Raw genomic sequence first — 3,245 nt, forward strand, 5'->3', positions numbered from 1 at the left:
CCTTCCTGTGCCAGGGTGGCGGCGCCTGCGTCAGCGCCTGTCCCAGCGGCGCGATGCGCTACACGCTGCCGCGCGCGGCCAACATGCTGGACGGGCTGCGCAAGCTGTTGCAGAGCTATCGTGACCAGGGCGGGCAGGATGCGGTCATTCTGTTTCACGACGCCGAGGGCGGCGCGGAACGCCTGGCCGGCCTGGGCGACGAAGTGCCCGGCCGGATCATTCCGGTGCCGCTGGAAGAGCTGGCCAGCGTGGGCATGGAAATCTGGCTGTCGGCACTGGCCTATGGGGCGAAACGCGTCGGGCTGCTGGATACGGAACAGGTGCCGGCGCGTTCGCGCACGGAACTGGATCAGCAGCTCGAGGTGGTCTCCGCGCTGCTGCAGGGGTTGGGGTATCCCGGCACGGCGGTGATGCGCGTCGCCGCCGATCCCGGCGCCTGGGAGGCCTGGGTGCAGGCCGAGGACATGCCGCCCATCGAGGCGGGCAGCTTCTGGGGCGAGGGCGGCAAGCGCGAAACCCTGTTCTTCGCGCTGGACCATCTGGCCGCACAGGCCGGGGCCACGGTCGATGCCGTGTCGCTGCCACCGCAGTCGCCGTTTGGCACTCTGCAGATCGACAAGGAAGCCTGCACCCTGTGCATGGCCTGCGTCTCGGTCTGTCCGCCGCACGCCCTGGCGGACGGCGGGACCGCGCCGAGACTCGACCTGTACGAATCCCGCTGCGTGCAATGCGGGTTGTGCGAAACCGCCTGTCCCGAAGGCGCCATACGGCGCGAGCCCCGTTACCTGCTCGATCCCGACACCCGCAACCAGGCCCAGGTGCTGAACGACGATCCGCCCTTCGAATGCGTGACATGCGGGACCCCCTTCGCGACGCGGTCCATGGTGCTGCGCATGACCGAAAAGCTGTCCGGTCACTGGATGTACCAGACGCCGCGCGCCCAGCGCCGTCTGCACATGTGCGGCGAATGCCGGGCCAAAGACATCATGCTCGAGGAAATGGAGCGTACCCAATGAGCGCATCTGTCCCTGTTATGGCTCAGGGTGAGCCAATTTGGCCGGCACATGCGCCGGCTTTTTCGTATCCCGCCGGCCGCATAGCCGTTTCGGCCGCAATCGTTCCCTATTTTCGCGTTTTGTCTGGTCTCCCAATTGCTAGAAAGAAAAGGGAATGTCGGAGGAGGCATCGATGAGCACAGTCCCGTTCTCAGAAGAACAGGCCGTGATCCCCATAATCAACGATCAGGATGCCGCCAGGGCCGATATCTACGGCTTGCTGGCGGGGCTTTTGCGGGAGCCTCCGACCGATGAGGTACTGATGACATTGCGAGGCATCTCACCGACAGGGCCGGACAACGATCTGGGAAAGGCATGGAAACTCCTGCGTCTCGCCGCGGAGCATGCCGATCCGTCCGACGTCGACGACGAATTCCACGAGCTGTTCATCGGCTTGGTCGCCGGCGAGCTGATGCCCTACGCCTCGTGGTACCAAACGGGCTTCCTGATGGAAAGGCCGCTGAGCGAACTGCGCGACGATCTTCGAAGGCTGGGGTTCGCACGCGAAGACGGCGTCAGCGAGCCGGAGGATCATGCCGCCGCCCTGTGCGAGGTAATGGCCTGGCTGTGCACCGATCCCGCCTTCGACATTCCGCTTCAACGCCAGTTTTTCGAGCACCACCTGGCGCCCTGGATCGGGCGTTTCTACACCGATCTGGAAACCGCCAGGAGCGCCTGTTTCTACCGCTCGGTGGGACGCCTGGGCAACGCGTTCCTGCCGGTCGAAAGAGACTATCTGGGCGGCAAGGCGTAAGGGAAACGGGCGCTGTGATTCAACACAAAGGGCGAGGTTCGCAAGAGGGCTAAAGCCATGCATGAACAGGACAACAAGTCGTCGTCACGCCGTCATTTCCTCAAGGGCGCAGTCGCGCTGGGCGCGGGTGCAGCGGTCGTTTCCGCCGTCGGGGCCGAAACGCTGGACAAGGCCGCCGTCACCGAACCCGCAATGGACGAGAGCAAGCCTGACAAGGGCTACCGCGTGACGTCGCACATAGTCGATTACTACCGCTCGCTCGCCGAATAGACCGCCACGGTCCGGCTCGAACCCGATTGCGACAGGAGATAACCGGTCATGAAACTGATCAGGAAACAGGCATCGCACCAGGGCCCCGAAACCGAAGGGGTGATAACGGCAGGCGGCATCTCGATGGGACGCCGCAGCTTCCTGCGCAACAGTGCGCTGGCCACCGGCGGTGCGGCGGTCGCGGGCATGTTCGCCCCGCGCATGATTCGCAAGGCAAATGCGGATGAGGCGCCCGCGGCGGAACAGAATGCGCCGATCGAGACCAGGCGCACGGTCTGCACCCACTGCTCTGTGGGATGCGGTGTTTACGCCAAAGTGCAGAACGGCGTCTGGGTCGATCAGGAACCCGCCTTTGATCATCCGTTCAACCTGGGCGGACACTGCGCCAAAGGGGCGGCCCTGCGCGAACACGGAATCGGCACCCGGCGCCTGAAATATCCGCTCAAGCTGGTCGACGGCAAGTGGAAACGCATTTCCTGGAATCAGGCCATCGAGGAAATCGGCGACCGGCTGCTGAAGATTCGCCAGGAATCCGGCCCCGATTCGGTGTTCTGGCTGGGTTCGTCCAAGCACAACAACGAACAGGCCTATCTGTTTTCCAAGTGGCGTGGTTTCTGGGGATCCAACAACATGGACCACCAGGCGCGTATCTGCCATTCCACCACGGTCGCCGGCGTAGCCAACACCTGGGGCTACGGCGCGATGACCAACTCCTACAACGACATGCACAACAGCAAGGCGATGCTGTTCATCGGCAGTAACGCGGCCGAGGCGCATCCCGTCGCCATGCAGCATATCCTGCGCGCCAAGGAAAACGGTTCGAAGATGATCGTCGTCGATCCGCGCTTCACCCGCACCGCCTCGCATGCCGACCTGCACGTCTCCATTCGTCCCGGCACCGACGTGCCGTTCGTCTGGGGCGTGTTGTGGCACATCTTCGAGAACGGCTGGGAGGACAAGGAATACATCCGTGAACGCGTCTACGGCATGGATCCGGTCCGCGAAGAGGTCGCCAAGTGGACGCCGGACGTCGTGGAAAACGTCACCTGGGCCAAGCCGGACCAGGTGCGCAAGGTGGCGGAGCTCATGGCCAAGAACCATCCGGGCACCATCGTCTGGTGCATGGGCGGCACCCAGCACACCATCGGCAACAACAATACGCGCGC

The 3,245-nt window shown here is 63.9% G+C and carries 4 protein-coding genes; all 4 read left to right on the forward strand.

Annotated features, from left to right (window positions below):
- Positions 1-1,016 (forward strand): 4Fe-4S binding protein (locus tag P8Y64_14180; protein MEJ2061602.1); only part of this gene is annotated, 1,016 nt, incomplete at its 5' end.
- A 172-nt stretch (positions 1,017-1,188) separates the two neighbouring features.
- A complete protein-coding gene (locus P8Y64_14185; protein MEJ2061603.1) occupies positions 1,189-1,809 on the forward strand; it encodes a molecular chaperone TorD family protein in 621 nt (206 codons plus the stop codon).
- A gap of 57 nt (positions 1,810-1,866) precedes the next feature.
- The gene (locus P8Y64_14190) at positions 1,867-2,079 is read left to right on the forward strand and encodes a twin-arginine translocation signal domain-containing protein (protein MEJ2061604.1); all 213 of its coding nucleotides are present in this window, start codon (positions 1,867-1,869) and stop codon (positions 2,077-2,079) included.
- Positions 2,080-2,202: 123 nt separating this feature from the next.
- Positions 2,203-3,245: molybdopterin-dependent oxidoreductase (locus tag P8Y64_14195; protein MEJ2061605.1), on the forward strand; the 1,043-nt coding region annotated here is incomplete at its 3' end.

Source organism: Gammaproteobacteria bacterium (assembly GCA_037388465.1).
Lineage (GTDB): Bacteria > Pseudomonadota > Gammaproteobacteria > SpSt-1174 > SpSt-1174 > JARRKE01.

Coding starts and splice junctions, on each gene's coding strand:
- P8Y64_14185 (MEJ2061603.1), top strand. CDS start 1,189: ATGAGCACAGTCCCGTTCTCAGAAGAACAGGCCGTGATCCCCATAATC.
- P8Y64_14190 (MEJ2061604.1), top strand. CDS start 1,867: ATGCATGAACAGGACAACAAGTCGTCGTCACGCCGTCATTTCCTCAAG.